This window comes from Micrococcus sp. GPGPB33 (assembly GCF_037853785.1).
Taxonomy (GTDB): domain Bacteria; phylum Actinomycetota; class Actinomycetes; order Actinomycetales; family Micrococcaceae; genus Micrococcus; species Micrococcus luteus.
In genome coordinates this window covers 1,425,449-1,452,260 of sequence record NZ_JAQMWO010000002.1, presented here as the reverse complement: position 1 = coordinate 1,452,260, position 26,812 = coordinate 1,425,449, and the positions used below count along the sequence as shown (strand labels likewise).

At 74.2% G+C, this 26,812-nt stretch carries 22 protein-coding genes and 3 pseudogenes; 13 read left to right on the top strand and 12 right to left on the bottom strand.

The genetic code is table 11. The features are described 5' to 3' along the window. Positions 1-95: 95 nt before the first annotated feature. Positions 96-1,574, bottom strand: a complete 1,479-nt coding sequence (locus POD19_RS07010; protein WP_078025862.1) for a phytoene desaturase family protein — start codon at positions 1,572-1,574, stop codon at positions 96-98. 65 nt (positions 1,575-1,639) lie between these two features. Here POD19_RS07010 and zupT point away from each other — a divergent pair, with 65 nt between their 5' ends. Next, entirely contained in the window at positions 1,640-2,428 is a 789-nt protein-coding gene (gene zupT, locus POD19_RS07005) for a zinc transporter ZupT (RefSeq protein ID WP_340309395.1), read from the top strand. Between the two features lie 15 nt (positions 2,429-2,443). Here the strand turns inward: zupT and POD19_RS07000 are convergent, their stop codons facing one another. Together POD19_RS07000 and tpx are read right to left on the bottom strand one after the other, a co-directional pair. Beyond that, positions 2,444-3,625, bottom strand: coding sequence for a S1C family serine protease (locus POD19_RS07000; RefSeq protein WP_192593482.1), 1,182 nt, complete (start codon positions 3,623-3,625; stop codon positions 2,444-2,446). A gap of 2 nt (positions 3,626-3,627) precedes the next feature. Further along, positions 3,628-4,128, bottom strand: a complete 501-nt coding sequence (tpx, locus tag POD19_RS06995) for a thiol peroxidase (protein ID WP_049147477.1) — start codon at positions 4,126-4,128, stop codon at positions 3,628-3,630. An 81-nt stretch (positions 4,129-4,209) separates the two neighbouring features. On the opposite strand from tpx, the pseudogene POD19_RS06990 reads away from it, so the two are divergent. After that, positions 4,210-5,111: pseudogene (locus POD19_RS06990) on the top strand (patatin-like phospholipase family protein). Between the two features lie 24 nt (positions 5,112-5,135). On the opposite strand, the gene POD19_RS06985 reads toward POD19_RS06990, so the two are convergent. Then, the gene (locus POD19_RS06985; RefSeq protein ID WP_260849675.1) at positions 5,136-5,675 is read right to left on the bottom strand and encodes a PACE efflux transporter; all 540 of its coding nucleotides are present in this window, start codon (positions 5,673-5,675) and stop codon (positions 5,136-5,138) included. A 130-nt stretch (positions 5,676-5,805) separates the two neighbouring features. On the opposite strand from POD19_RS06985, the gene POD19_RS06980 reads away from it, so the two are divergent. Both POD19_RS06980 and POD19_RS06975 read left to right on the top strand, forming a co-directional pair. Continuing rightward, the gene (locus tag POD19_RS06980; RefSeq protein ID WP_069941603.1) at positions 5,806-6,324 is read left to right on the top strand and encodes a ferritin; all 519 of its coding nucleotides are present in this window, start codon (positions 5,806-5,808) and stop codon (positions 6,322-6,324) included. A 145-nt stretch (positions 6,325-6,469) separates the two neighbouring features. Continuing rightward, entirely contained in the window at positions 6,470-7,417 is a 948-nt protein-coding gene (locus tag POD19_RS06975) for a DUF808 domain-containing protein (protein WP_069941602.1), read from the top strand. 126 nt (positions 7,418-7,543) lie between these two features. On the opposite strand, the gene POD19_RS06970 is transcribed toward POD19_RS06975, so the two are convergent. After that, complete coding sequence (locus POD19_RS06970; RefSeq protein WP_144818672.1) at positions 7,544-8,380, bottom strand: alpha/beta fold hydrolase; 837 nt, start codon at positions 8,378-8,380, stop codon at positions 7,544-7,546. A 128-nt stretch (positions 8,381-8,508) separates the two neighbouring features. On the opposite strand from POD19_RS06970, the gene POD19_RS06965 reads away from it, so the two are divergent. The 5 genes and pseudogenes from POD19_RS06965 to POD19_RS06945 all read left to right on the top strand — a co-directional run bounded on the left by POD19_RS06965 (position 8,509) and on the right by POD19_RS06945 (position 14,435). Continuing rightward, positions 8,509-9,243, top strand: a complete 735-nt coding sequence (locus tag POD19_RS06965; RefSeq protein ID WP_073117454.1) for an NUDIX hydrolase — start codon at positions 8,509-8,511, stop codon at positions 9,241-9,243. Positions 9,244-9,271: 28 nt separating this feature from the next. Beyond that, positions 9,272-10,601 (top strand): annotated as a pseudogene (gene nadA, locus POD19_RS06960) (quinolinate synthase NadA). Beyond that, positions 10,598-11,518, top strand: coding sequence for a carboxylating nicotinate-nucleotide diphosphorylase (gene nadC, locus POD19_RS06955; RefSeq protein ID WP_101967543.1), 921 nt, complete (start codon positions 10,598-10,600; stop codon positions 11,516-11,518). Before nadA ends, nadC begins: the two are co-directional and overlap by 4 nt. After that, positions 11,515-12,687 carry a cysteine desulfurase family protein gene (locus POD19_RS06950; protein ID WP_144818670.1) on the top strand — a complete coding sequence of 391 codons (1,173 nt, stop codon included), beginning with the start codon at positions 11,515-11,517 and terminating at the stop codon, positions 12,685-12,687. Before nadC ends, POD19_RS06950 begins: the two co-directional genes overlap by 4 nt. 110 nt (positions 12,688-12,797) lie before the next feature. After that, positions 12,798-14,435 (top strand): alkaline phosphatase D family protein, encoded by a 1,638-nt coding sequence (locus POD19_RS06945; protein ID WP_144818668.1) that lies wholly within the window; start codon positions 12,798-12,800, stop codon positions 14,433-14,435. Between the two features lie 29 nt (positions 14,436-14,464). On the opposite strand, the gene POD19_RS06940 is transcribed toward POD19_RS06945, so the two are convergent. From POD19_RS06940 to POD19_RS06925, 4 genes are read right to left on the bottom strand one after another with little or no spacing between them, the layout of a single operon-like run. Next, on the bottom strand, positions 14,465-15,472 hold the full coding sequence (locus POD19_RS06940) for a glycine betaine ABC transporter substrate-binding protein (protein WP_102708443.1): 1,008 nt from the start codon (positions 15,470-15,472) through the stop codon (positions 14,465-14,467). Then, on the bottom strand, positions 15,469-16,221 hold the full coding sequence (locus POD19_RS06935; protein ID WP_036316433.1) for an ABC transporter permease: 753 nt from the start codon (positions 16,219-16,221) through the stop codon (positions 15,469-15,471). Before POD19_RS06935 ends, POD19_RS06940 begins: the two co-directional genes overlap by 4 nt. Beyond that, entirely contained in the window at positions 16,218-17,225 is a 1,008-nt protein-coding gene (locus tag POD19_RS06930; RefSeq protein WP_144818666.1) for an ABC transporter ATP-binding protein, read from the bottom strand. Before POD19_RS06930 ends, POD19_RS06935 begins: the two co-directional genes overlap by 4 nt. Then, positions 17,222-17,863: an ABC transporter permease gene (locus tag POD19_RS06925; RefSeq protein WP_340309394.1), complete on the bottom strand. Its 642-nt coding sequence runs from the start codon at positions 17,861-17,863 to the stop codon at positions 17,222-17,224. Before POD19_RS06925 ends, POD19_RS06930 begins: the two co-directional genes overlap by 4 nt. A gap of 228 nt (positions 17,864-18,091) precedes the next feature. On the opposite strand from POD19_RS06925, the gene POD19_RS06920 reads away from it, so the two are divergent. After that, a complete protein-coding gene (locus POD19_RS06920) occupies positions 18,092-19,393 on the top strand; it encodes a dicarboxylate/amino acid:cation symporter (protein WP_340309393.1) in 1,302 nt (433 codons plus the stop codon). Positions 19,394-19,466: 73 nt separating this feature from the next. Here POD19_RS06920 and POD19_RS06915 read toward each other — a convergent pair. After that, positions 19,467-20,947: pseudogene (locus POD19_RS06915) on the bottom strand (sugar porter family MFS transporter). A 138-nt stretch (positions 20,948-21,085) separates the two neighbouring features. On the opposite strand from POD19_RS06915, the gene POD19_RS06910 reads away from it, so the two are divergent. Further along, the gene (locus POD19_RS06910; protein ID WP_144818662.1) at positions 21,086-22,822 is read left to right on the top strand and encodes a bifunctional 3'-5' exonuclease/DNA polymerase; all 1,737 of its coding nucleotides are present in this window, start codon (positions 21,086-21,088) and stop codon (positions 22,820-22,822) included. 14 nt (positions 22,823-22,836) lie between these two features. Here POD19_RS06910 and POD19_RS06905 read toward each other — a convergent pair whose 3' ends face one another. Then, complete coding sequence (locus tag POD19_RS06905) at positions 22,837-24,087, bottom strand: hypothetical protein (protein WP_041104976.1); 1,251 nt, start codon at positions 24,085-24,087, stop codon at positions 22,837-22,839. Between the two features lie 238 nt (positions 24,088-24,325). Between POD19_RS06905 and POD19_RS06900 the strand changes: the two genes are divergently transcribed. Both POD19_RS06900 and arfB read left to right on the top strand, forming a co-directional pair. After that, complete coding sequence (locus POD19_RS06900) at positions 24,326-25,771, top strand: MFS transporter (protein WP_144818660.1); 1,446 nt, start codon at positions 24,326-24,328, stop codon at positions 25,769-25,771. Continuing rightward, entirely contained in the window at positions 25,764-26,219 is a 456-nt protein-coding gene (gene arfB, locus POD19_RS06895; protein ID WP_036338705.1) for an alternative ribosome rescue aminoacyl-tRNA hydrolase ArfB, read from the top strand. The genes POD19_RS06900 and arfB overlap by 8 nt, the downstream gene beginning before the upstream one ends. Before the next feature lie 24 nt (positions 26,220-26,243). Here arfB and POD19_RS06890 read toward each other — a convergent pair whose 3' ends face one another. Next, on the bottom strand, positions 26,244-26,801 hold the full coding sequence (locus POD19_RS06890; RefSeq protein WP_340309392.1) for a hypothetical protein: 558 nt from the start codon (positions 26,799-26,801) through the stop codon (positions 26,244-26,246). Positions 26,802-26,812 lie beyond the last annotated feature (11 nt).

Sequence of the window (26,812 nt, the reverse complement as noted above, 5' to 3'; positions counted from 1 at the left end):
CGGGACGTTCCGTGAGATGGAGCACACTGTAGCGGGAACATTCAGGTTCGCGAAAGTCCGAATCTGGATCCGTCCCGTCCGTGGCGCCGGCGCGGTCAGCGACGACGGTCCGCCAGCAGAGTCCGCACGGCCCACGCCCCGCCCATGCCATGGACGCCGGCGCCCGGCGGGGTGGAGGCGGAGGCCAGATACAGCCCGGTCCGACCCGCCCGGTGCGGCCGGGGCGACGCGGTGGGGCGCAGGAGCGCGCGCGCTCCCGCGAGCGATCCCCCCGCGATGTCACCGCCCACGAGGTTCGGGTTCCACGCCTCCAGATCGGCCGGGCGCATCGCGACCGCGGCCCCGATCCGGTCCCGGAAGCCGGGTGCGTGCCGCTCCACCTCCGCCTCGATCAGCGGACGGACGTCGCCGGGGTGGCCGTGGGGCACATGGGCGTAGGACCAGACGACCGTGTGCCCCCGGGCGGGCCCGGTGGCCCGTGAGGGGTCCGCCGCCTGCTGCTGACAGAGCATGACGAAGGGCCGCGTCGGCATCCGGCCGGCCGCGACGTCGTCCTCGGCCCGCCGGATCTCGGCGGCGGTCCCGCCCAGGTGCACCGTCCCCGCGCCCGCGAGCCGGGCGTCGCGCCACGGGATCGGCCCGTCGAGCAGGAAGTCGACCTTGGACACGGACGGCCCGGGGCGCCACCGGCGCAGGGCCGCGGCGTATCGCGGCGGCAGGCCCGTGCCGGCGACGCGCAGCACCTGGCGCGGGGTCAGGTCCAGCACGACGGCGTCCGCGGCGGGCAGCGCGCGCAGGTCCGTGACCTCGTGGCCCAGGTGCAGCCGACCGCCGTGCGCCCGCAGCACCGCCACGAGCGCGTCGACGATCGCCCCCGACCCGCCGCGCGCCACCGGCCAGCCCGAGCTCATCCCGAGCGCGCCGAAGAGCGCACCGAACGCCGCCGTCAGGGGCCGGCTCGAGGGCAGGATCGCGTGGGCGGCCGAGCCCGTGAACAGGGCGCGGGCGGCCTCCGTGCGGAACATCGCCCGGCCCAGCAGATCGGCCGGCCACGGGGCGCGCAGGCCGAAGCGGGCCATCGCCACCGGATGGGGCGGGGGTCGCAGCACCGGGCCGAGCGCGCCCGCCAGGATCTCGTCGACGTGCGCGACCAGGGCCCCGTGCACGGCCCGCCAGGCCCGCGCGTCGACGCCGAGACCCGCGGCGGTGGCCTCGAGGTCCCGGTGCAGGAGGGCGGCCGGCCCGTCCGGCAGCGGATGTCCCATCGGCATGGCCGGGTGCAGCCAGGCGAGCCCGTGGTCCGTCAGCCCCAGCTCCCGGAACACGGGGCTGGCGACGCCGAACGGATGGCCCGCCGCCCCGAGGTCCACCACGGTCCCCTCCCCCAGCACCGGCGCGGACGCGCACGCGCCGCCGGGCACCGGGGCCCGCTCGAACACGTCCACCTCCCAGCCCTCGCGGGCCAGCAGGGCGGCGGCGGTCAGGCCGTTGGGTCCGGCGCCCACGACGACGGCGCGGCCCGGCTCGACGCCCCGGGGCAGGGCGAATCCGGGGCCGGCGGCGATTTCGGTCATGGTCTCCTCCTGTGGTCCCTAGGATGGTCGCACCCCGCCCGCCGCCCGTCAGGAGGCCCTCTCCCGTGGACCCGTTCTGGACCGCGCTCGCTCTCACGACGTTCGCCGGACTGGCCACGGTGCTGGGCGGCGTCCTGGCGATCGTCGGACGCGAGCCCTCGGGCCGCGGGCTGGGGGCCGCCCTCGGCCTCGCCGCGGGCGTCATGCTCGCGGTCTCCTTCCTGGAGATGCTGCCGGCCGCCGTCGAGGGACTGGGCGGGGCGGTCGGCCCCGCGGCGACCGCCGTCGCGGTGGCCGCCCTGATCCTCGGCGCAGGCTCCTACGTGCTGCTCGAGCGCGCCGTCCCCGACCCCGTCTCGGAGATGCCGGGCGACGTCGACGACCCGGCCGGCCTGGACCGGCGGCGGATGCTGCGCCTGGGCACGGTGACGGCCCTGGCGATCGGCCTGCACAATCTGCCGGAGGGCTTCGTCACCTTCGCCGGCACCCTGCAGGATCCGTCGGCGGGCCTCGCGCTGGCCGTCGCGATGGCCGTGCACAACGTTCCCGAGGGCGTGGCCGTGGCCGTGCCCGTGCGGCAGGCCACCGGATCGCGGCGCAAGGCCTTCGCGTGGGCCGCGTTCACGGGGATCGCGGAGCCGCTGGGCGCGCTGATCGGCTGGCTGCTGCTGGCCCCGTTCCTCACACCCGCGCTCCTGGCCGCCGTCTTCGCGGCCGTGGCGGGCGTGATGGTGACCGTGAGCCTCGACGCGCTGCTGCCCGCCGCCCGGGCGGCCGGGGGCCGCGCCGCGGCGCTGGGCGGCGTGCTGCTGGGCGTGGCCGCGATGGCCCTCTCGCTGGACCTGCTCTCCTGAGCGCCGGGGGGCCGGTCAGTTCACGAGGGCCGGCTGCAGGACCGCCTCGGCCTCGCGCACCTCGCCGTCGGCGGTGCGCCACTGGACGGTGATCCGGTCCCCCACGTTGTGGTCGTTGACCAGGCGGGACATCCGGGAAGCGTCGTCGCCGACGGGCCGTCCCTCGATCTCGAGGATCACATCGCCCTCGACCAGGCCGATCTGCTCGGCCGCCGAGCCCGCGTCCACCTGCATGACCACGACGCCGACGTCGGGATCCGCGCCGACCATGATGCCCAGGGCGCCGTCCGCGCCGATGCTCACGGTGTCCGTCTCCTCGCCCGTCAGGACCTGGTCCACCACGTCGAAGGCCACCTCCAGCGGGATCGCGAAGCCGTCCACCTCGTCTGCAGTGGTCCCGTCGCTGGCCGCCACGGTCACGCCGACCACCTGGCCGGCGTCGTCCACCACCGGGCCGCCGGAGTAGCCGGGCACGACGTCCGCGTCCGTCTGGATCAGGCCGGACAGGCGCGCGTACTGATCGGTGCCCTCGGCCGCGGCCATGATCGAGCGGTCCGTGCCGAGCACGGTGCCGCGCACGGCCGTCAGATAGCCCTGGCCTCCGCCGTTGCCGACGGCGGCCACCTGGTCCCCGCGCCGCACCGGGTCCAGCGAGACGCTGGCCACCGGCAGGTCCGAGACGCCCTCGACGTCGAGCACCGCGATGTCGTGCTCCGCATCGCGCCCGAGCACCGTGGCCGTGTGCCGCGCGCCGGTGTCCGCGACCACCACGTGCACCTCCGAGGAGTCCTCGACCACGTGGTAGTTGGTCACCGCCAGCCCGTCCGGGGAGAGCACCATGCCCGTCCCCGTGCCGGTGCGGGCGCCGAGGGCGGTCTCCACGAGGAGGATGCCCGGGGCGTCCGCGACCGGCTGGCCCGGGTCCAGGGACGAGCCGTCGTGGGCCGATGCGGACCAGTCCACCGCCACACCGTCGTGGATGTGGGTCAGGCCCGCCGCGAGCTCGCCCGCCTCCCGGGCGGGGGCCTCGGCGGCGGGCACGGTCGGGGCGGAGTCCGCGGCGACGTCGACCATCCGGCCGGCGAGGAGGGCGGTGAGGCCCCCGGCCAGGACCAGCGCGCCGAGCACGCCGAACAGCGCGATGACGAACGCCAGGGGCGAGCGTCGTGCGCGCGGCGGCCAGCCCGGCGGCGTCACGCTCAGCCCCGGGCGGCCGCCAGGGCGGCCTCGTAGTCCGGCTCCTCGGAGATCTCGGGGACGAGCTGGGCATGACGGACCACGCCGTCGGCATCGACCACGACGACGGCGCGGGCCAGCAGGCCCTCGAGCGGACCGTCGGTCATGCGCACGCCGTAGTCGTCGCCGAACGACGAGCGGAACACAGAGCCGCTGCGGACGTGGTCGATGCCCTCGACCGAGCAGAAGCGCGCGGCGGCGAACGGCAGGTCCGCGGACACGGCCACGACGGTGGTGTCCCCGAGGTCCGCGACGCGGGAGTCGAACTCGCGGACGGAGGCGGCGCACACGCCGGTGTCCAGGGACGGGAAGATGTTCAGGATCACGCGACGGCCGCGCAGCTCCCGCAGGGTCACCGGGGACAGGTCCGCCCCGGTGAGGGTGAAGTCGGGGGCGGGGGCACCCACCTGGGGCAGCCCACCGACGGTGTGGACGGGGGTGCTCTTCATGTGGGTCGTCGCCATGGGGACAGCCTAGGATGGGCGCGGCCGGACGGGAGCGCCCCGCGCCCTGCTCGGCGGACGGCGAACACGGAGGGACCGACCATGACCGAGCCCATGACGTCCAACGTCACCGACACGGCGCTGCTGTTCGAGGGCGGGGGATGCGCGCCGCGCTCACCTCGGCCGTGGTGGCGGAGCTGCTGCGCGAGCGGATCCACGTGGACTTCGTGGCCGGCATCTCGGCGGGCTCGTCCAACGCCGTGAACTACCTGTCCCGCGACCCGGCCCGTGCGCGGCGCTCGTTCGTGGACTTCGCCGACGATCCTCGGTTCGGCAACTGGCTGAGCTTCCTGCGCGGCAAGGGCCTGTTCAACGCCGAGTACATCTACGAGCACGCCGGCCTGCCCGAGGCGGACCTGCCCTACGACTTCGCCACGTTCCGCGCGAACCCCGCCCGGCTCGTCCTGGGCGGGTTCGACGCCGCGAGCGGCGAGACCCGCTGGTGGGACCGCTCCGACATGACCACCCTGACCGACCTGATGGTCCGCGTCCGCGCGTCGTCCACGATGCCGGTCCTCATGCCCCCCGTGCACGCCGAGGGCACCGTGTTCGTGGACGGCGCCCTCGGCGTGGACGGTGGGATCCCGCTGACCGCGGCGGAGGACGCGGGGTTCGAGAAGGTCCTCGTGGTCCTGACCCGGGAGCGCGGGTACGTGAAGCGGCCCGAGCGGTTCCCCTCGTTCTACCAGCGCACCTTCCGGCGCTACCCCGCCGTCGCGGACGGCCTGCTCACGCGCTGGCGCCGGTACAACGCGACCCGCGAGCGCCTGTTCGAGATGGAGCGGCAGGGCCGGGCCTATCTGTTCGTGCCCGAGACCATGCCCATCTCCAACGGCGAGCGGTCCGTGGCCAAGCTGGCCGCCGCCCACGAGCTCGGCCTGGACCAGGTGCGCCGCGAGATGCCCGCGATCCGCGCGTTCCTGGGGCTGCCGGCGTCCCGCTGAGCCGCGCCTGCTCCGAGCGGCGGGTCAGGCCTCGGCGCGGGCGGCCGAGTCCGGCAGGCCGAACACCGAGTCGAACGCATAGGCGTACACCGCGGCGTAGACGAGGAAGAACACGAGCAGGCCGGCCTCGATGAGGAACGCCTCCCCCAGCCCGATGCCGAGGATCAGCGCCACCGCGGGCACGAGGAACACGATCAGCCCGCCCTCGAAGCCGACGGCGTGGGCCACGCGCACCCACCAGGGCCGGCCCGTGATCCCGAGGCGGCGTTCGAGGGTCTCGAACACGGAGTTGAACACGATGTTCCACAGCAGGGCCACGGTCGAGGACACGACCGCCACGGCGAGCGAGGGCCCGCCGCCGTTGCCGAGCGCCGCCAGGATCACGGTGGTGAAGAGGATGGCGAGCAGCTCGAAGACCACCGCGTAGACCACGCGGCGCAGCAGGGGCGTCCGGAACACGCGGCGGCGCACGAGCGCGTCCCGGCCTCCCGGTCCTCGCGGCGCGTCGGAGGGCGGCGTCGACACGGGGTCGACGCCCGGGCGGGCGTGGTGGGTCTCGGACACGGCGCCCAGCCTAGGGCCGGGGCCGCGGGGCGCCGAATCCGGCGGGACCGGCCGCCCGCCGTCGTCGTGCCCCGATGACGGGGCGGGCGCGCCTTCACCGCGCCCCGGTCGCCTGCCTAGAGTTCGAGGCATGAAGCTCACCGATGACCTGCTGCAGAAGTTCAACGACCAGATCACCCTCGAGTTCGAGGCGTCCATGGTCTACCGCCAGCTCGCGATCGCCGCCGACGACCTGGACCTGTCCGGGATGGCCGCGTGGCTGCGGCACCAGGCGGACGAGGAGATCGTCCACGCGAACAAGTTCATCGACCACGTCGCCGACCGGGACAGCTTTCCGACGATCGGTGCCATCCCGGCCCCGCCCGTGCAGGCCAGCGTGTCGGCCCTGGAGATCTTCCGGGCCGCGCTCGCTCACGAGCAGAAGGTCTCCGAGGCGATCCGCGAGCTGTACCGGGCCACCGAGTCCGCGGGTGACCTCAACTCGCGCCCGCTGCTGAACTGGTTCCTGGACGAGCAGATCGAGGAGGAGGCCACCGTCTCCGAGATCGTGGGCCAGCTCGAGCTCGTGGGCGACGACGGCTCGGGCCTGCTCCGCATCGACGGCCGCCTGGGCTCCCGTCCCGTGGAGACCACCGAGAACGACGCCTGAGCCCACCGGCGGCTACGTCGGCCGCGCATGCACCGGCCCGGTCCCCCGCGGGACCGGGCCGGTGCGTGTCCGTCCTCGCCGCTATGCTCGACCTGCGCCCTGCCCGCGCACCGGCGTGCCCGTCGGCCCCACCCCAGGAGGAACCATGGTCGGACTCGTAGCCCTGCTCGACGACGTCGCCGCCCTCGCCCGCCTCGCCGCCGCGAGCGTGGACGACGTGGCCGCCGGAGCGGGACGCGCCGCGGCCAAGGCGGCGGGCGTGGTGGTCGACGACGCCGCGGTGACCCCGCAGTACATGGCCGGCGCGGCCGCGGCCCGCGAGCTGCCGATGATCTGGCGGATCACCAAGGGCTCCCTGCGCAACAAGCTCGTGATCATCCTGCCCGCGCTGCTGCTGCTCGACTGGCTCGCCCCCTGGATCCTGCCGTGGCTGCTGCTGGCCGGCGGCACCTACCTGTCCTACGAGGGCGCGCACAAGGTGTGGGGCAAGCTCACCGGCCACGGGCATGCCGACGATGCGGAGCCCGCCGTCGAGCGGGGCCCGGAGGCCGAGGACACCGTGGTGCGCGGGGCCATCACCACGGACTTCATCCTGTCCCTGGAGATCATGGTCATCTCCATGAACGAGGTGACCGACCTGGGCTTCTGGATGCAGACGGCGGTCCTGGCGGTGGTGGCCGTCCTCATCACCGTGGGCGTGTACGGGGCGGTGGGGCTGATCGTGAAGATGGACGACGTCGGCCTGCACCTGCACCAGAACGCCTCGACCTCCGGCGGCCGCTCGTTCGGCGCCGGGCTGGTCAAGGCCATGCCGCACGTGCTGCGCGTGGTGACCGTCATCGGCACCGTGGCGATGCTCTGGGTGGGCGGCCACATCGCCCTCGTGGAGCTGGACGCGCTGGGCGTGCCGTGGCCCTACGCCGTGCAGCACGGGATCGTCGAGCCCGTCACGCACGCCGCCGGCGCGTTCCTCGGCTGGCTCACGGAGACCGCGACGTCGGCCGTGTGGGGCCTGCTCTGGGGCTCGGTCGCGCTCGGGGTGGTCCTGCTCGTCGGACGCCTGCGCGGGAAGAAGGCCGCGCCCGCCCACTGACGCGGCGGCCGACGGGTCCATTCCCACCCACGCCCGACGCCGAGGCCCGCAGACGCGCCGCTACGCACGGAATGTAGCGGCGCGTCTGCGGGCCTCGGCGCTGGGTCCGTCTCCCGGCGGGCCCCGTCAGTCGGCGGTGAGGAAGGTGCGCACCGCGGAGACGAAGGCCTCGGGCTGGTCGGCGTGCAGCCAGTGGCCGGCGTCGCGGACGGTCACGCGCACGACGCGCGGGAACAGCTCCTTCATCCGCGGCACGTCCTCGTCCTGGACGTAGTCCGACTCGGCGCCGGCCAGCCACAGGACCGGATGGTCGAACACGCGCTCCGGGTCCTCGGGGACCACCGGGTCCGGGAACGAGCCGATCTCCCGCAGGTGCTCGAAGAGCATGGCCACGTTGGGCTGCCACACGAAGTGCCCGGCCGTGCGTCGCAGGTTCTGCAGCAGGAAGCCGCGCACCCGCGCGTCGTGGACGTGCTCGGCCATGGCGGCGTCGGCCTCGGCCCGCGTCTCGTACGCGTCCAGGTCCATGCGCAGCATGGTGCCCAGCAGGTGGACGAACTCGTCCGTGGCCTGCGGCGAGACCCGCGGGGAGATGTCCTCCACGATCAGCCGGTCCACGAGGTCCGGGTGCCGCAGGGCGAGCACCATCGCGACCTTGCCCCCCATCGAGTGGCCCAGCAGATGGACCGGCCCGTCGGCGGCGAGGCCGGCGCGCAGGTGGGCGGCCACCCGGTCCGCGATCTCGCGGTAGTCCACCCGGTCCGTCCAGGGCGAGGCGCCGTGGTCCGGCAGATCGATCAGCTCCACCGTGAAGTCGTCGCCCAGCTCCTTGGCCGGGCCGGTGAAGTTCCGGCCCCGGCCCATGAGGCCGTGCAGGAACGCGACGCGGCGCGGGCCCTCCCCGATGCGGGTGGAGGCCAGGGGGGCGTCGGACGGGTCGGAGGCGGCGGCGGTCGTGTTCACCCGACTCAGGCTAGCGCGGGACCGCGCCGGCGCCTCCCCCGCCTTACAGTCATCTCGACCCTCTGAGATGGGCGCGAACAGTGTCATACTGACCAGAACAGCCCCGCCAGTCCGCCCCGGGAGGTCCCATGCCGGTCGCTGAGGCCCGCGTCAGCGTGGCCGTGTCCACGGCCGTCTTCGGCGTGCGCCCGGACCCGCACGGCGTGCCCCGCCTCTGTGTCGCCCTCGTCCCGCGGATGCGCGAGCCGTTCCTGGACCGGTGGGCGCTGCCGGGCGCGTGGCTCGGCGCGGACGAGGAGCTGGCCGACGTCGCCGCACGCGTGGCCGCCGAGTGCGTGCCCGGTCCCGTCCGTCGCCTCGAGCAGCTGGCGGCGTTCGGCGCCGTGGACCGTTCCCCCACCGGACGCGTCCTCACGGTGGCCCACTGGGCGCTCAGCCCCGCCCTGGACGACGACGGCGCCGCCCCGGCGTCCAGCCCGGACCCGGACGTGGCCGGGCTGCCCATCGGGGTCCATGTGCGCTGGCACCGGGCCGACGCGCCGCCCGCGCTGGCGTTCGACCACGCGCAGATCCTGGCGGCGGCCGTGGCGCGCCTGCGCGCGGACCTGCCGCGAGCCGGCGTCGGGCACGCGCTGCTGGGGCCCTCCTTCACCCTCGCCGAGCTGCGCGCCGTGCACGAGGCCGTCCTCGGCCGCGGCCTCGACGCCGCCAACTTCCGCCGCGCCACCCTCGCCGCCGGGACCCTCGAGGAGACCGGCGAGGTCCGCGGCGGCACCCCGCACCGCCCGCCCAAGCTCTACCGGTACCGGCCCGCCGGGCCCGGGACCGACCCCGATCCCGCCGGGCCGGACGCCCGCCGCTGACCCACCAGCCCCGACCCAGGAGTCACCCATGACCACCCCGACCGGGACCACCGCCTCGGTGGCCCGCACCCTGACCCTGATCGACAAGGACGCCGCGCGCGGCTCCTCGTGCTCCCCCGACCTGACCCGCGGCCCCTGGGCGTTCGACGCCGGCCTGCCCGCCTACGGCCCCGGCGCATCGCAGGACGACGTCGTCCCGGCCGACGCCCCCGTGCAGGGCCGCATCCCCGAGGAGTACCAGCGGGCCTCCGACGAGGAGCTCCACGCCCGGATCAGCGCGGCGCGGCAGACGCTCGGCGAACGCGTCGTCGTGCTGGGCCACTTCTACCAGCGCGACGAGGTCGTCCAGCACGCCGACTTCGTGGGCGACTCCTTCCAGCTCGCGCGCGCCTCCCAGGGCCGGCCCGAGGCGGAGGCGATCGTGTTCTGCGGCGTGCACTTCATGGCGGAGACCGCGGACCTGCTCTCCACCCCGGACCAGGCCGTCATCCTGCCCAACCTCGCCGCCGGCTGCTCCATGGCGGACATGGCCGACCTGGACTCGGTCGAGGACGCGTGGGAGCAGCTCGAGGCGGTCTACGGCACCGAGCCGGACGACGACGGGCGCGTGCCCCTGCTGCCCGTGACCTACATGAACTCCTCCGCGGCCCTCAAGGGCTTCGTCGGCGAGCGCGGCGGCATCGTGTGCACGTCCTCCAACGCCTCGGCCGTGCTGGACTGGGCGTTCGAGCGTGCCCAGCGCGTCCTGTTCTTCCCGGACCAGCACCTGGGCCGGAACACGGGCCGCGCCAGGGGGATCCCACTCGAGCAGATGCCGACGTGGAATCCCCGCCTGCCGCTGGGCGGGAACTCCGAGGACGCCCTGCGGGACGCGAAGGTCCTGCTGTGGCACGGCTTCTGCTCGGTGCACCGCCGCTTCACGGTCGCGCAGATCGAGCAGGCCCGCGCCGAGCACCCGGACGTCCAGGTGATCGTGCACCCCGAGTGCCCCCCTGCCCGTGGTGGAGGCCGCGGACTCCTCCGGGTCCACCGACTTCATCGTCAAGGCCATCCAGGCGGCGCCGGCCGGCTCGACCTTCGCGATCGGCACCGAGATCAACCTCGTGCAGCGCCTGGCCGCCCAGCACCCCGAGCACACGATCTTCTGCCTCGACCCCGTGATCTGCCCGTGCTCCACGATGTACCGCATCCACCCCGGCTACCTCGCGTGGGTGCTCGAGGAGCTCGTGGCCGGCCGCGTGGTCAACCGGATCACCGTGCCCGCGTCCGTGGCCGACCCGGCCCGCACCGCGCTCGAGCGGATGCTGGCCGTCGCGCCGAAGCAGTCGGCCGCGCAGTCCGCCGGGGCCGGGACGTGACCCCGGCCGACCGCGCCCCGGCGACGCCGGCCCCGCAGCCGGACGTGGAGCGGATCGTGACCGCCGCGCTCGCCGAGGACGCGCCCTGGGGTGATGTCTCCTCGGAGGCCTTCGTCCCGGAGCAGGCCCGGATCACCGCGCGCGTGGTGGCCCGCGAGCCCGGGGTGCTCTCCGGCACGAACGCCCTCGAGGCCGCCTTCCGGCTCGTCGACCCGGCCGTGTCCGTCACCCTGCACCTGACCGACGGCGCCGACCTGTCCCCCGGCGCCGTCGTCGCCGAGGTCGCGGGCCCCGCCCGCTCGGTGCTGCGCGCCGAGCGCGTGGCGCTGAACCTCGTCCAACGGCTGTCCGGGATCGCCACGACGACGGCCGCCCACGTGGCCGCCGCGCGCGCCGGCGGCGGGCACGCGCGGGTGGTGGACACCCGCAAGACCACCCCGGGTCTGCGCGTGCTCGAGCGGCAGGCGGTGCGGGACGGCGGCGGGCACAACCACCGCTCCAGCCTCTCAGATGCCGTGATGCTCAAGGACAACCACCTGGCCGCGCTGGGGTTCGGCGGCGCCGGCGACCCGGGCGAGGCCCTCACCGCGGCCCTGCGCGCCGGGATGGCACGCCTGCCGCACACCACCCACGTGGAGGTGGAGGTCGACCGGCTCGAGCAGATCCCGGCGGTGCTCGCCGCCGGGGTCGGCACGATCATGCTGGACAACTTCTCGCCGGCCGAGCTGCGGGCCGGCGTCGAGCTCGTGGCGGGCCGGGCCGTCGTCGAGGCCTCCGGCGGGGTGAGCCTGGAGACGATCGGGGCGATCGCGGCCACGGGCGTGGACGTGATCTCGGTGGGGGCGCTGACCCATACCGTCCGGTCCCTGGACCTGGGCCTGGACGCCGTGGTCGAGGAGGGCTCGCCGCGCCGATGAGCACCACCCTCGACCTGGACCACGCGGCCACCGCGCCCGTCCGGCGCAGCGCGCTGGAGGCGATGTGGCCCGCGCTCACCGGCGTCTACGGCAACCCGTCCTCGGCGCACGAGGCCGGCCGGGCGGCGGCGGCCCTGCTCGAGGACGCCCGCGCGCGGGTGGCCCGCCTGATCGGCGCCCGGGCCGGGCAGGTCGTGTTCACCTCGGGCGGCACGGAGGCCGACGCGCTCGCCGTGCTCGGCACGGTGCGCGCCCGGATCCTCGCCGGCCGCCCGGCGGGCCACGTGCTGACCACGGGGATCGAGCACAGCGCGGTGCGGCAGTCCTGTGACCAGCTGGCCCGGCTGCACGGCGTCGAGGTCGAGCACCTCGCGCTGGACCGGGACGGCCTGACCTCGGCGGACGACCTCGCCGCCCGCCTGCGCCCGGACACCGCGCTGGTCAGCGTGCACCTGGCCCACAACGAGGTGGGCACGGTGCAGCCGGTGGCCGAGCTGGCCGCCGTCGCCCGGGAGGCGGGCGTGCCGGTGCACGTGGACGCGGTGCAGGCCGCGGGGCAGATCCCGGTGGACGTGCGCGCCCTCGGGGCGGATCTGGTGGCGCTGTCCGGGCACAAGGTGGGCGGGTCCAAGGGGGTCGGCGCGCTGTGGGTGCGCCCGGGTCACGCCCTGGAACCGCTCGTGCCCGGTGGCGGCCAGGAGCGGGGCCGGCGGTCCGGGACGCAGAACGTGGCCGGCGCGGCCGGGTTCGCGGCCGCCTTCGAGGAGGCCGAGGCGGAGCGCGCCGCGGCCGCGGACGCGTGGGCCGGGCTGCGGGACCGGTTCGCGGCGCGCGTGCTCGACGGCGTCCGGGAGCTCGTGCCCGACGCGCGGCTGACCGGCCATCCCGCCCGACGGCTGCCACGCCACGCCTCGTTCGTGCTGCCCGGCGTGAACGGCGAGTCGGTGCTGGAGGAGGCGGCCCGCCGGGGCGTGCTGGCCTCGGCGGGGTCCGCGTGCTCGGCCCACGACGCCGAGCCGTCCCCGGCCCTGCTCGCGCTGGGCCTCAGCGAGGACGAGGCCCGCACGGCCCTGCGCTGCACGTTCGGCCCGGACGCCGACGCCCCGCTGCTCGACGCCGCGGCGGACGCGATCGTCGACGCCGTCCGGACGGTCACCGCCCTGCGCTGAGCGGCCCCGGGCCGGTCGACCCCGCTGCCGCCGGGGGCCGGCGTCGGACGTTCACCCGGGGGTCAGCCCGAGGCCACATGTCCCTCGCCTGCGTGCCCCACCCTGGCCCCGTGAAGCAGACCACCGCACCCCTGTCCCACTCCGCCTCCCGCCGTTCGGTGCTCGCCGCGGCGTCCGCCGCCGTACTCGCCCCCGCCGCCCTCGCCGGCCCCGCCGCCGCCCGTCCGGCCCGCCACACCCCCGGTGGCCTGGTCGCGTCCCGTCTGACGCTGCCGTCCGGCGTCGCCACCGGCGACGTCACCTCGAACTCGGCCGTGCTGTGGGCGCGCTCGTCCGGCCGTTCGCGCCTGCACGCCACGCTGCGCGCGGTCGACGAGGACGGGAAGGTGCTGCGCGGCCGCTTCGCTCGCGGGCTGACCCTGCGCTCCGGCTGGGTCGACGGGGCCACCGACCACACCGCGAAGATCCTCGCGGACACGCTGCCCTCCGACACCCGCTTCGAGGTGACGTACGCGTTCGAGGACGAGGCCGGCCGCCTGGGCGAGTCGGCCGTGGCCCGCTTCACGACGGCGCCCGGCGCGCGGTTCGGCCGGAAGACCTCCGCCGCCCAGTCCTTCGTGTGGACCGCGGACACCGCGGGGCAGGGCTACGGCATCAACCCGGAGATCGGCGGCATGCGCGGCTACGCGGCGATGCACGCCACGATGCCCGACTTCTTCCTGCACTCCGGCGACACGATCTACGCGGACAACCCCATCCCGGAGACCCTCGAGGTGGCCGGCGAGCCCACCTGGCGCAACCTCGTCACGGAGGAGACGTCCAAGGTCGCCGAGACGCTGAACGAGTTCCGCGGCCGCCACCGCTACAACATGATGGACGACAACCTCCGCGCCCTGTACGCGGACGTCCCCGTCATCGCCCAGTGGGACGACCACGAGACGACCAACAACTGGTGGCCGGGTGAGGTCCTCGAAGACCCGCGCTACACCCAGGTCCGTGACGTGGACACGCTGGCCGCCCGCGCCCGCCGCGCGTGGCAGGAGTACATGCCGATCGCCGACTCCACAGCCCTGCGCCGCGGCTCCGGCTTCGAGCCCGCCCGCATCTACCGCAGGATCCCCCGCGGCGCGACGCTCGACGTGTTCGCCCTGGACATGCGCACCCACAAGGGCGAGAACACCCCGGGGCTCGAGACCCACGAGACCCCGATCCTGGGCGAGGAGCAGCTGCAGTGGCTCATCCGCGGGCTGCGCGCGTCGACCGCCACGTGGAAGGTCATCGCCAACGACCTGCCGCTGGGCCTGATCGTCCCCGACGGCACGGGGCAGGAGTCCCTGTCCAACGGCGACGACGGCGCCCCGCTGGGCCGCGAGCTGGAGATCGCCCGCCTCCTGAAGGCGATCAAGGACCACGGCGTGAAGAACGTCGTGTTCCTCACCGGCGACGTCCACTACTGCGCGGCGCACCACTACTCCCCCGACCGCGCGGCGTTCACCGACTTCGAGCCGTTCTGGGAGTTCGTGGCCGGCCCCATCAACGCCGGATCGTTCGGCCCGAACACACTGGACGGCACCTTCGGCCCGCGCCTGGACTTCGAGGCGCACGGACCGGTCATGGGCTCGCCGCGCTCCGGCGAACACCAGTACTTCGGCCACGTCGAGATCCCCGAGGGCGGCCGCGAGTTCCGAGTGCGTCTGATCAACGCCGCCGGCCGGACGGTCTACTCGCGCACGCTGACGGCGGCCTGATCCGCCGTGCCGGCGGCGTCGGCGGACCGTCAGTCGGTGATCAGGCCCTCCTCGCGGAGCCAGTCCCACGCGACCTGGGTGGGCTCCTCGCCGTCGACGTCCACCCGGGCGTTCAGGCGCGCGGCCGTCGCGTTGTCCAGGCGCGCGGTCACGGGCGCCAGCAGGTCGGCGATCTCGGGGTGCTGGGCCAGGACCTCCTCGCGCACGATGGGGGCCGCGTTGTACTTCGGGAAGAAGCTCAGCGGGTCCTGCAGGGTCGTCAGGTCCAGCGCGGCGATCCGCCCGTCCGTGGAGTACGCCTCCCCGAAGGTGCACGACCCGTCCGCCACCGCGGCGAACACCGCCCCGATGTCCATCTGGCGCAGCCGGGACCCGGTGGGCCGTTCGATCCCGTAGGCCTCGAGCATGGGCAGGAACCCGTCGTTGCGGGCGGCGAATTCGGCACTCACGCAGAAGGACTGGTCCTCCGTGGGGAGGTCCTTGATGTCCGCGAGCGTCTCCAGGCCGAGCTCCTCCGCCCGGTCCTGGCGCACGGAGAAGGTGTAGGTGTTGTCGAGTTCGGCCGGCGACAGCCACACCAGACCCTGCTGCGCGTCCTCGTCCCGGACCGCGGCCCACTGCGCCTGGGCGTCCGGGATCGGATCGGTGTGGCCCAGGTACGTGATCCAGGCCGTCCCCGTGTAGTCCCACTCGACGTCCACGACGCCTGCGACCTGGGCCTGGCGCGCACTGAGCGAACCCGGCATGTTGGTCAAATCCTCGACGTCGGCCCCCGCGGAGCGCAGCAGGATCGCGGTGATCTTGCCGAGCACGACGCCCTCGTTGAAGTTCTTGGAGCCCACCGCCACGTGGGCGCCCTCGAGGTCGATCCCGGCGACGTCGCCGGCGGGCGTGCCCGAGGGCAGGTAGCCGCCGGCGGTGCTCAGCCCGCACCCGGACAGGACCAGGGAGGCCGCCAGGCCGAGCGCGGCGAGCGCGGCACGAGCGGGGGTCCGGCCGCGGCGGCGGGACGGGAGGGTCGCGCGCGGGGTGGTCATGCGAGCCCCCTCGGCGTGGCCAGCGTCTCGACGAGGCGGCCGATCCACTCGATCATCAGGGCGAGGGCGGCCACGAGGATCGCCCCCGAGACGAGCAGCGGGAAGCGGAACAGGACGATCCCGGTCTGGATGAGCAGGCCGAGGCCGCCGGCGTCGATGAACGTCGCGAACGCCCCGGTGCCCACCAGCAGCACCAGGGCGGTCCGCAGACCCGCCATGATCACGGGCAGGGCCAAGGGCAGCTCCACCCGGAGCAGGGTCTGCAGCGGCGACATGCCCATGCCGCGGGCCGCCTCGACGACGGTGGGGTCGACACCCCGCAGCCCGGCCAGCGTGTTGGCCAGCACGGGCAGGAACGCGTAGAGGGACAGGGCCAGGACGGCGACCCGGAAGCCGAACCCCCACGCCATGGCGAGCAGGACGATCACACCGATCACGGGAGCGGCCTGGCCGGCGTTGGCCAGCCCCATGGCGACGGGGGTGAACCGCCGGGCGGCGGGGCGGCTCAGCAGCACGCCGAGCGGGACGGCCGTCGCCACGACCAGAACGGTGGACACGCCGACGAGGGCCAGGTGCTCGGCGGTGAGGCGCAGGACGGTGGGCCAGGTCAGCAGCCGGGCCTCGACGTCGTCGAGGGCGGCTCCGCGCACCCAGACGGTCCACCCGATCAGCAGGGCGGCCACCAGCAGCGGCAGGCCGATCAGGAGCAGGCGGTCCTCGGCGGAGGCCGCACGCAGCCGGGCGATCACGGCCGAGCCTGCTCGTCGCCGGCGCGGGCGTGCGCGCGCAGTGTCGGATAGTCGAGCAGACCGATGACCGTGCCATCACGGACCACGGCGATCTCCTCCGCCGGGGCCGTGACCAGCACGGCGAGGGCCTCGCTGATCGGGGTGGCCGCGTCGAGCACGGGCCCGCCCGGCAGCGTGCCCGTCGGGTGCTGTGCGATCGGGCGCAGCGGCAGCGAGTCGACCGACCGCAGCCCCAGCCGCTTGAGCCCCGCCCCCGACCCCACGAAGTCGGCCACGAACTCGGTGGCCGGCCGCGCCAGGACCTCTTCGGGGGTGGCGTACTGGGCCACGTGCGCGCCGGGTTCGAGCACCAGGATCCGGTCGCCCAGGAGCACGGCCTCGTCCACGTCGTGGGTGACCATCACGATGGTCTTGCCCACCCTGGCCTGGATGTCGAGCATCTCCTTCTGCAGGCGCTGGCGGGTGAGGGGGTCCACGGCGCCGAAGGGCTCGTCCATGAGCAGCACGGGTGGATCCGCCGCGAGGCCCCGCGCCACGCCGACGCGCTGCTGCTGTCCGCCGAACAGCTCGCGCGGGAAACGGTCTCGGTAGATCGCCGGGTCCAGGCCGACGAGGTCGAGCAGCTCGTCCACGCGGTCGGCGATGCGCCGGCGGTCCCACTTGAGCAGGCGCGGCACCAGGCCGACGTTCTCGGCGACGGACAGGTGGGGCATCATCCCGCCACCCTGCACGACGTAGCCGATCTGACGGCGCAGCCGGGTGGGGTCGCGGCGTGTGATGTCCTCCCCACCGATCAGGATCCGCCCGGAGGTGGGCTCGATGAGGCGGTTGATCATCTTCAGCGAGGTGGTCTTGCCGCAGCCGGACGGGCCGACGAACACCACGGTCTCCCCCGCGGGGATGATGAGGTCCAGGGCGTCCACGGCGGGACGGTCCTGCCCCGGATAGAGCTTCGTCAGGGACTCGAGACGGATCTCGGCCCCGGCGTCACGGTCGGTGCTCATGCGCGCAGTCCCTTCGAGATGGTGAGCCGGCCGAGCAGCACGAGCAGCCCGTCCAGGACGAGGGCGACGACGACGATGCCGAGGGTGCCCACGAGGGCGTAGTTCAACGCGTTGGCGCCGCCCAGGGAGACCAGCCCCGTGAAGATGTACGAGCCCAGTCCGGGCCCCAGGACGTAGGCCGCGACCGCGGCCACGCCCATGCCGAGCTGGCCCGCGACCCGGATGCCGGTGAGGATCACGGGCCAGGCCAGCGGGAGACGCACCCGGGTGAACAGCGCCACCGGCCCCATGCCCATCCCCCGGGCGGCCTCCAGCACCTCCGGGTCCACGCCGCGCAGACCCACGAGCGCGTTGCGGAGGATGGGCAGCAGGGCATAGAAGACCACCACCACGACGGCCGGGACGGTCCCGATGCCCACCAGGGGGATCAGGACGCCGATGAGCGCGAAGGAGGGCAGGGTCAGCCCGACGGCCGTGAAGGCGTTCGCGATCGGGGTCAGGGCCTTGATCCGCGTGGCGATCACGGCCAGCGCGATGGCGAGCATGGTGGCGATGGCCAGCGCCTGCAGCACGAGCCACCCGTGCTGCCACGCCCGGAAGAGGATGTCGGGCCAGCGTGAGGCGAGGAACTCGCTCATGCGGCCTCCACGCCGGCAGCGCACCCCTGGGCGGCCCGGGCGTCTGCGGGGCGGGGCAGGACCGTCATCGTCGTCTCCTTCGGTCCGGGTGGGTCGGGCGTGCTCTTGCACGCTCCCCGAGATGGTGGCGCTCCCTGTGTTCTGCGCCACGAAGGGGGTCACCGGCACCGCCAAGGATGGCCTACCGACCGGGCGACGGGCAGGACGGCCTGCGCTAGCGTGTCGGCCATGTCTCGCTCCCACTCCGACGCCATCGACGCGTCCGGCCCCGACTCCGGGGGCGCCGTCGCCGCGCCCCGCCGCCGCTTCGGCCTGCTGCCCCGCATCCTCCTCGCGATCGTGGCCGGCGTCCTCGTCGGCCTGGTCGCGCCGACTTGGCTCGTGCAGGCCTTCGCCACCTTCAACGGGCTGTTCTCGAACTTCCTGGGCTTCATCGTCCCCGTGCTGATCCTGGCGCTCGTCGCCCCCGCCATCGGTGACATCGGACGGGGCGCGGGGAAGCTGCTGGCCCTGACCGGCGGCATCGCCTACGGCTCCACCCTGGTCGGCGGCTTCGGCGCCCTGCTGGTCTGCCTGCTCGTCTTCCCGCTGATCCTCACGCCCGGGTCCTTCGAGTCGATGGCCAACCCCGAGGACGCGCTGCTCGGCCCGCTGTTCGAGGTGCAGATGGACCCGCCCTTCGGCGTGATGACGGCCCTGCTGCTCGCGTTCGTGCTCGGCATCGGCCTGACGATGCTGCCTCGCGGCGCCCTCCACGAGAGCTTCGACCAGCTGCGATCGATCATCGAGCGGGTCGTCATGGGCCTGATCGTGCCGCTGCTGCCCGTCTACATCTTCGGCGTGTTCCTGAACATGACCGCCGCCGGCGAGGTCTTCAAGGTCATCACCACGTTCCTCGGCGTGATCCTGCTGGTCTTCGGCCTCACCGTGGTGCTGCTGCTCCTCCAGTACGTCGTCGCGGGCGCGATCGCGGGCCGCAACCCGTTCACGGCCCTGAAGACGATGCTGCCGGCCTACGCGACGGCCCTGGGCACCTCGTCCTCGGCGGCGACCATCCCGGTGACCCTGCGCCAGACCCTGCTGCTCGGCGTGCGCCGGCCGATCGCCTCGTTCGTCGTGCCGCTGTGCGCGACGATCCACCTGGCCGGCTCCACGGTGAAGATCGTCTCGTTCTCCATCGCGGTGCTGTTCCTCTCGGGCCAGTCGATCGACGTCCCGGTGTTCATGGGCTTCATCTTCATGCTGGGCGTCACCATGGTCGCGGCGCCCGGCGTGCCCGGCGGCGCGATCGTGGCGGCCTCGGGCCTGCTGTCCTCGATGCTCGGCTTCACCGAGCCGCAGGTCGCGCTCATGGTCGCCACGTACATCGCCATCGACTCCTTCGGCACCGCCACCAACGTGACCGGCGACGCCGCCATCGCGATGATCGTCGACAAGATCGCCGGAGACCGTCTCATCGAGGACTCCGAGGACGAGGGCCTGGAGCGCCTCGACGACGAGGAGGCCGCCACCGGCGCCGACGCCGGCTGACCCACCCCGCACACACCACGGCCCCCTCCCTGTCTGCAGCTCAGGGAGGGGGCCGTCGTCGGGACGGGCAGTGTCAGCCGCGCAGGTCCCGCTCGGCCTCGGCGCGCACCGCGCGCCGCTGCCCCGGGGAGCGGACGACGACGTCGCTCATCTCCTCGAGCGTCTTGCCCTTGGTCTCGGGGACGAAGGCCGCCACGAAGGCCAGGGACAGCGCCGCCATGACCGCGTACAGACCGTAGGCGAGGGTCAGGCCGATGTCCGCCAACCACGGGAACGTGGTGGAGACGGTGAAGTTCGCCGCCCACTGCGCGGCGGCGGCCACGGCGAGCGCTCCGGCGCGGATGCGGTTCGGGAACATCTCGCCCAGCAGCACCCAGACCAGCGGACCCCAGGTGGCGCCGAAGAACACCACGAAGGCGTTCGCGGCCACCAGCGCCACCGTGGACCACGGCTGCGGCAGGGACACGGACTCGGCGCCGCCGGTCTCCGCAAAGGAGAAGGCCAGTGCCATCAGGCCGAGGCTGACCGCCATGCCGGCAGAGCCGGCGATCAGCATGGGGCGACGGCCGACGCGGTCCACCAGGGCGATCGCGATGAAGGTGACGGCGATGTTCGTGACCGAGGTGATCACGGTGACCGTGAGGGCGTCCGACTCCCCGAAGCCCACCGAACGCCACAGGGTGGTGGAGTAGTAGAAGATCACGTTGATGCCCACGGCCTGCTGGAAGACGGAGAGCAGGATGCCGATCCACACGATCGGCTGCAGGCCCGCCGACGGTCCACGCAGGTCCGCCAACGACTCGCGGCGCTCCGAGTCCAGCGAGCGCCGGATGTCCTCGATCATCAGGTTCACCCGGTCCACACCGGTGAACTCGTGCAGGACCTCGGCCGCCTCGTCCGTGCGACCGCGGGCGACCAGGTAGCGCGGGGACTCCGGCAGCTTCAGGGCGAACAGGCCGTACAGCACCGCCGGGACGGCCTCGGCCATGAACATCCAACGCCAGGCGTCGACACCGAGCCAGAACGGCTGCGCCGCTCCCCGGCCATCGTCGCGAAGAGCGCGTCCGTGAGCAGCGCGGCGAAGATGCCCAGGACGATCGCCAGCTGCTGGAGCGAGCCGAGGCGCCCGCGCACATGGGCCGGGCTGACCTCCGCGATGTACGCCGGAGCGATCACGGACGCGGCGCCCACGCCCAGGCCGCCGACCATGCGCCAGAAGATCAGGTCGACCACGCCGAACGCCAGGCCCGAGCCGATGGCGGAGACCAGGAACAGGATCGCGGCGATCACCATCACGGGCACGCGGCCGCGGCGGTTGGCGACCGGACCGGCGAACCAGGCGCCGAGCGCGCAGCCGATCAGCGCCGAGGAGACGGCGAAGCCCGTCAGACCGGCGCCGAGGCCGAACTCCCCGGCGAGGGCGTCCACGGCACCGTTGATGACGGAGGTGTCGAAGCCGAACAGGAAGCCGCCGAGCGCGGCGGCGACCGAGATGCCGACCACCTTGGCGTTGAGGCGAGACGTCGCGGCGCCGCCGGACCGGGTCGCTGTCATGGTGGGTCCTCTCTGGGTGGCGCCCGACGGCCGGCTGCGCGCCGGTGCGTCCGCACAGTGTGTTCTCCGCTCGGCGAGCGTGCAAGTCGCACAGCCCCTCCCCCCGCGCAGAGGAGGCGGCGGGGCAGAATGAGGGCCATGTTCGTCGTCCTGGGCCCCGCCCCCGCCTCCGTCGGCAGCCCCGGCGCCTGGTGGGCCGTGGACGGGGACGACGCCACTCCCCTGGGCTCCTGCCCCGCCGGGTCCGTGGCCGGGCTCGTGACCGGTCTGCCCGCCCGCCTGGGCGTGGACCCGAGCACGGTCCGCTGGGTGCTCGCCGACGTCGGGACGGAGTACACCGCCTGGCTGGCGGCGGGGGTGCGGGTGGATCGGTGCTGGGATTTGGCCCTCGTCCAGCGGATCCTGCGGCACGCGGCGACGGCGCCGGGCAGCGGGGTGCGTTACACGCCCGTGGCGCAGCTCGAGGTCGCCGACCCGACGGAGCCCGAGCGCCCCGCGCGGGTGCCCGCCGGTCAGGAGTCCTTCTTCGACCTGCCGGACGAGTCCGGCCCCGCTCCGGACGTCACCGTGCTCGCGGCGGAGCTGGCCGCGCAGCGGGCGGCCGTCGAGGGCTCGGCCCACCCGCACCGGCTGCGGCTGCTCGCGGCGGCGGAGTCGCAGGGCGCACTCGTGGCCGCAGAGATCCGGGCGGCGGGTCTGCCGTGGGACCGGGGCGTGCACGAGGCGCTCCTCGCCGAGCAGCTCGGCCCCCGGCCTGCACCGGGCGAGCGTCCCGCCCGCCTGCAGGCCCTGGCCGAACGCATCGCCGACGTCCTGGGCTCCCCCGGGCTGAGCCCCGACTCGCAGCCGAGCCTGCTGCGGGCGCTGCAGACGGCGGGCGTGGCCGTGGAGTCCACGCGGCAGTGGGACCTGAAGCACTGGATCGACGCCGGCGGCGCGGAACGCGAGGCGCGGGCCGCGCTGCTCGCGCCGCTGCTGGAGTACAAGGCCCTGGCCCGGCTGTGGACGGCCAACGGCTGGCACTGGCTGGACCAGTGGATCGGCGACGACGGCCGGTTCCACGCCGCCTACCTGGTCGGCGGCGTGGTGACCGGGCGGTGGGCCGCCCACGGCGGTGGGGCCATGCAGGTCCCGGCCGGGGTGCGCGACGCCGTCCGCGCAGACCCCGGGTGGACGCTGACCGTGGCCGACGCCTCCCAGGTGGAGCCGCGCATCCTCGCCGCGATGGCCGCCGACGAGGCGCTGGCCCGTGCCGGGACCACGCCCGACCTGTACCGGGAGGTGGCGGAGCAGGGCCGGGCGGCCGGCACCGCGCTGGCCGACCGCGGGCGCGCGAAGATCGCCCTGCTGGGTGCGATGTACGGCTCGACGACGGGCGACTCCGCGGCGCTCATGCCGCACCTGCGCCGGCTCTACCCCCGAGCGATCGGCCTGCTCGAGCGGGCGGCCACCGTCGGCGAGGGCGGCGGCCAGGTGTCCACGTGGCTGGGCCGCTGGTCCCCCGCACCGGGGCGGAAGTGGCAGGAGTCCGTGTCCGACGTCGGCACCCAGGCCGCCGAGTCCGCGGCCCGGCGACGGCGGCGCTCCCAGGGCCGCTTCACCCGGAACTTCGTGGTGCAGGGCACCGCGGCCGAGTGGGCGCTGTGCTGGATGGGCGAGATCCGCCGTCGACTGCGGTCGGCCGGCATGCGCACGGAACTCGTGTTCTTCGTCCACGACGAGGTCGTCCTGCACGGCCCGGCCGCGGAGGCCGAGGCCGTGCGGACGGTCGTGGCGGAGTCCGCGAGCGCCGCCGGCCGCCTGCTGTTCGGTCCCGCCCCCGTGGACTTCCCGCTCACCGTCTCCAGCGTGGGGTCGTACGCGGACGCGAAGTGAGGGGCGTTGGGGGGTCAGGCGCCGTCGTCGGCTGGCTCAATCTCCGCCCGCCGGGCTCGGATCTCCTCGGCCTTGGCGAGCATGCGCTCCTCGCGCTTGGCCTGCAGGGTCCGACCCAATCGGCTGGCGCCCTGCTTGGCGTCCACGGCGTTGGTCTCGACAGCCGTCTTCACCTCACCCGCGAACCCCTGCGCGGCCTCCAACCACCGCTTCCCGGCGACGCGCCCGAGGGCGTCGAGCTCGATGTCCGTGTGCGTCACGAACTCGACCACCTGATCGGTCACGGCATTCGACCCCCGGGTGACGCGGCGCGAGCTGATCGGGTTGGCGACGTAACCGAGGTTCTTCAGGGTTCCTGCCTCGACGAGGGACTCGTTGATCCGCCGGAGTGCCTCAGCGATCCGCGCGGTGCGGTGCACCCGCGCGGCCACGAGGCCCTCGCGGTGCTCGGCCAGCAGCTCGGGTTCGTCCTCCTCCACACGCGCCAGCTCGAGCAGCTGCTGTCGGTCCTGGACGGCCATCGAGCGGGCGAGCATGCCGAGCCAGAACTGGACGTCCTCCTCGGCCGCGCCGACGACCTTGGCCAGCTTGTCCACGTCTGCCTTGGACGCGATGACGCGGTCCGCGACGGCGGCCAGCTGCGAGACGGCTTCTGCCTGCACCTGCTGCAGCAGCAGCGAGTTCTGCTGAACCTTGGACCAAGTGACGGCGGAGACCCGTCCGGTCGATCCGTGGACGGCCTCGGCCTCTTCGATCGCGAAGACGATGCCGCCCAGCTGACCGGCGATCTCGAGCTTGCGCTGCTTCAGGAGGCGATCGAGCTTCTCGTCGATGACGGCCAGATAGTCCTGGATGTCATCGAGCGCGGCCATGATCTGCAGCTGGGTGTTGGCTGCCGCCAGCGCGGCCACGGCCGCGGGGTTGGCCAGCGGGGTCGCCGTGAACGAGAGGTGCTTCACGATCTGGCCTCCGGAGCCGCCGGCGACGTCCTTGCGCCGCAGCACCCCCGAACTCAGGTTCTTCACGCCCAGGGCTTTGACCGTCTCGTAGGACTTGTCGTCCAGCCGGAGATAGCGTGCCCCCTCCAGCTGCGCCTGGGAGATCCCCTGCACCAGCGTGCTCAGCTTGGCCACGAGCGACGGCGTGACCACCTTGGCCCGCACGTCCTCGGCCTGGTCCAGCAGATCGAGGGCCCGGGACGGGCCCCAGACCAGCAGGCCCTGGTCTGCCGCGAACACCTGCATCTCGTCGTGCGTCTCGCTCATGCGTGAAGACTACGGCCTGACGGAGCAGTTCCGGGCCCCCTCAGTTCGCCTTCTCCACCACCGGGGACCCGAGGTGCCTCTGTCCCGCACCCGACGCCGGCGGGACGGGGCGGCAGGGCGTCGACCGCGGTCATGGCCTCCGTGCGCCGCACCGGGCCGAGGACCCTGGGACCTGGCACGATGCGGGACGAGGGCCGATCCTGGAGAGCGCCCGAGACACCCCCGAGAAGGAGACCGCATGCCCGTCGCCCCGCGTCCGTCCGACGACGCCGCGTCCTCGGTCTTCACCCCGCACCAGCAGCGCATCCTCGCGGTGCTCCTCATCCCGATCTTCATGTCCCTGCTGGCCGTGTCCAGCATCAACGTGGCCCTGCCCGCCCTGCAGCGGGGCCTGGACGCCAGTGACGCGGAGCTGCAGTGGGCCATCTCCGGCTACACCCTCGTGTTCGGCATGGTGCTCGTGCCGGCGGGCCGGGCGGGTGACCTCTTCGGACGACGCCGGCTGTTCATGGTGGGCCTCGGCGTGTTCGCGCTCGGTGCGCTCCTGTCCGGCCTGGCGCCCACGGGCGTCCTGCTCGTGCTCGCGCGCCTGGTCATGGGCGTGGGCGCGGGCCTGCTCAATCCGCAGGTCACCGGCTTCATCCAGGGCGAGTTCTCCGGCGCCTCCCGCGCCCGGGCGTTCGGGGCGCTCGGCGCCGTCGTCGGGGTGTCCGTGGCGGTGGGGCCGCTGCTCAGCGGCGGGCTCATCGCGTGGCTCGGCGGCGACCTCGGCTGGCGCGCGACCTTCCTGGTGAACGTGCCGATCGCCCTCGGCGCCCTCGTCGTGGCCCGCCAGTGGCTGCCGCGCACCGCCCCCGAGCGGGCGCGGCGCCCGGACCTGGACCCGGTCGGCGTCGTCCTGCTGGCCGGCGCCCTCGTGGCCGTCATGCTCCCGTTCCTGGACCGTGAGCTCGGGCCGTGGCGGTTCGTGCTCGTGCCCGTCGGCATCGGCCTGGCCGCCCTCTGGACACGCTGGGAGGCCCGCTACGCCCGACGGGGCCGCGCCCCGATGGTGGACCTGCGCCTGTTCCAGACCCGCAGCTTCGCGTGCGGCGCCCTGCTGATCGCCATCTACTTCACCGGCTCGACCAGCATGTTCGTGGTGATCGCCATGTTCATGCAGAACGGGCTGGGCTACCCGGCGCTGCACGCCGCACTCATCGGCCTTCCCTCGGCGGTCATGTCGAGCGTGATGTCCACCGTGGCCGGTCGCGTGGTGCTGCGCACGGGCCGGAAGATCGTCGTCCTCGGCATCGCGCTGGCGCTGCTCGCCGTCGTGGGCTCCATCGGGGTGGCGTGGGCCAACCGGGAGTTCGGCCTGAGTCCATGGTGGCTGCTGCTCACCCTCGCCATCTTGGGTGCCGGGCAGGGGCTGGTGGTCTCCCCCAACCAGACCCTCAGCCTGGCCGAGGTCCCGCCGCGGCACTCCGGCACGGCCGGCGGCGTCCTGCAGACCGGCCAGCGCGTCGGCACGGCCGTCGGCACCGCCGTGATCGTGGGGGTGTTCCTGGGCGTCGCCTCCGGTGCCGACTGGGACGGGGCGTTCATGGCCGCCTTCACCCTGGTGGCGGGGTGCATGGCGCTCGCGCTCCTCGTCGCACTCGCGGACCTGCGCGGACCACGGACGGCGGCGCCCCGTGGCTGAGCCCCGCCCCGGCGACGTGCGCGTCACCCCCGGCCCCGGCGCACCCCGCGGGCTGGTCATCCCCGCGGGCGAACTCGTCGAGCGCTTCTCCCACGCCTCCGGCCCGGGCGGTCAAGGCGTGAACACGGCGGACTCGCGGGTCCAGCTCAGTCTGGACCTGGCGGCCACCTCCGCCCTCGACGACGTCCAGCGCGCCCGCGTCCTCGCACGGCTGGCGCCCCGGCTGGCCGGCACGGTGCTCACCGTCAGCGTGGCGGAGCACCGGGCCCAGCGGCGCAACCGGGTGGCCGCCCGCGAGCGGCTCGCGGCGCTGCTGCGCGAGGCCCTGGCCCCGCCGACGCCGCGGCGGGCTACCAAGCCGACGCGCGGCTCTCGGCGGCGCCGCCTGGAGGCCAAACACCGTCGCTCCGAGGTGAAGCGCACGCGCCGCCGCCCCGGTCTCGACTGAGGCCGCCCGCCCGCAGGCGGCGGCTCAGTCCCGCCCGGTCACCCCACGGCCGGCGGCCGAGCGGTGACCCCACGCGTCGCCACGCCGGGCGAGGTAGTCCTCTTCGGGCCAGCTGCTCACCCCGGACACGCGCATCCTCACCACCCGGCCGTCGTCGCCGAGGTCGAACGGGATGCGCTCCCCCGACGCGCCGAAGCCGTCCTCGTCCTCGGGCAGGAACGTGGTGGCGTCCAGCGCTCGAAGCTCGTGCATCCTGTCGCGGGGGCCGGGCGTGCCGGGGTCGATCAGCACGAGGCGCTCACCGGCGCGAACCACGTCCGTCTCGCCCCACAGGGAGACGTAGCGGCCGGTCAGCCGGTCGAGGTCGTCGGTCGTGACACCGGCGGGCAGCGCCTGCCCGTCGGCGGCGTCCTGGGCGAGCAGGTCGATGAGCTCGACGAGGCCCACCGCGAGCGCGTCCGCCGGACCGTCCACGGCGTTGGTGAGCACGCTGACGGTCAGACCGGTCGCCGGGTCCATCAGGGTCCGGGTGATCTGCCCGGGGAAGCCGCCGGAGTGGCCCACGAGCCGTCGTCCGCCCACGCTGATCCCGA

What these genes read in the sequence shown, in the direction of transcription:
- POD19_RS06980 (WP_069941603.1), top strand. Translation starts at nt 5,806, where the DNA reads ATGAAGCTCACCGATGACCTGCTGCAGAAGTTCAACGACCAGATCACC.
- POD19_RS06925 (WP_340309394.1), bottom strand. Translation starts at nt 17,863, where the DNA reads ATGAGCGAGTTCCTCGCCTCACGCTGGCCCGACATCCTCTTCCGGGCG.
- POD19_RS07010 (WP_078025862.1), bottom strand. Translation starts at nt 1,574, where the DNA reads ATGACCGAAATCGCCGCCGGCCCCGGATTCGCCCTGCCCCGGGGCGTC.
- POD19_RS06950 (WP_144818670.1), top strand. Translation starts at nt 11,515, where the DNA reads ATGAGCACCACCCTCGACCTGGACCACGCGGCCACCGCGCCCGTCCGG.
- POD19_RS06920 (WP_340309393.1), top strand. Translation starts at nt 18,092, where the DNA reads ATGTCTCGCTCCCACTCCGACGCCATCGACGCGTCCGGCCCCGACTCC.
- POD19_RS06940 (WP_102708443.1), bottom strand. Translation starts at nt 15,472, where the DNA reads ATGACCACCCCGCGCGCGACCCTCCCGTCCCGCCGCCGCGGCCGGACC.
- POD19_RS06900 (WP_144818660.1), top strand. Translation starts at nt 24,326, where the DNA reads ATGCCCGTCGCCCCGCGTCCGTCCGACGACGCCGCGTCCTCGGTCTTC.
- POD19_RS06975 (WP_069941602.1), top strand. Translation starts at nt 6,470, where the DNA reads ATGGTCGGACTCGTAGCCCTGCTCGACGACGTCGCCGCCCTCGCCCGC.
- POD19_RS06965 (WP_073117454.1), top strand. Translation starts at nt 8,509, where the DNA reads ATGCCGGTCGCTGAGGCCCGCGTCAGCGTGGCCGTGTCCACGGCCGTC.
- POD19_RS06910 (WP_144818662.1), top strand. Translation starts at nt 21,086, where the DNA reads ATGTTCGTCGTCCTGGGCCCCGCCCCCGCCTCCGTCGGCAGCCCCGGC.
- POD19_RS06930 (WP_144818666.1), bottom strand. Translation starts at nt 17,225, where the DNA reads ATGAGCACCGACCGTGACGCCGGGGCCGAGATCCGTCTCGAGTCCCTG.
- tpx (WP_049147477.1), bottom strand. Translation starts at nt 4,128, where the DNA reads ATGGCGACGACCCACATGAAGAGCACCCCCGTCCACACCGTCGGTGGG.
- POD19_RS06905 (WP_041104976.1), bottom strand. Translation starts at nt 24,087, where the DNA reads ATGAGCGAGACGCACGACGAGATGCAGGTGTTCGCGGCAGACCAGGGC.